Origin of the sequence: Leifsonia sp. SIMBA_070, assembly GCF_046534635.1 — a bacterium.
Taxonomy (GTDB): domain Bacteria; phylum Actinomycetota; class Actinomycetes; order Actinomycetales; family Microbacteriaceae; genus Leifsonia.
Genome location: NZ_JAWRYK010000087.1, coordinates 1 through 346, shown reverse-complemented (window position 1 = coordinate 346; position 346 = coordinate 1). Strand labels below are relative to the sequence as shown.

Genomic DNA, 346 nt, shown 5'->3' with positions numbered 1-346 from the left:
GAGCGGCGTCCGTGTATGCCTTAGCCGCCGCAAGCGTCGCCGCGTCCTTCGAGTCAACGTAGGTCGTATCAGACGTAAGCGCAATCTCAGCGGCCGTCGTAGCTGCGAAGTCCTTGTCGTCGTTGAGTGCATCGGCCAGTTCCTTGAGCGTATTCATGGCTTCCGGAGCACCACCAACAAGCGCCGAAATTTGACCATCGGTATACGTCTTGGCGCTTGCGACAGCCGCCGACTGCGCCGCCGCTGCCTTGGTGTCCGTGTAGCTACTCGCGCTGCTGATTGCCGCCGCCTTGGCCGTGTCCGTGTACGCCTTGGCGTCCGACAGGCGGGCCGCACCTACGCCAGC

At 63.3% G+C, this 346-nt stretch carries 1 protein-coding gene; it reads right to left on the bottom strand.

The window, feature by feature from the left end:
* The coding region (locus SB754_RS19525) for a hypothetical protein (RefSeq protein ID WP_410784056.1) at positions 1-346 on the bottom strand (346 nt) is incomplete at both ends.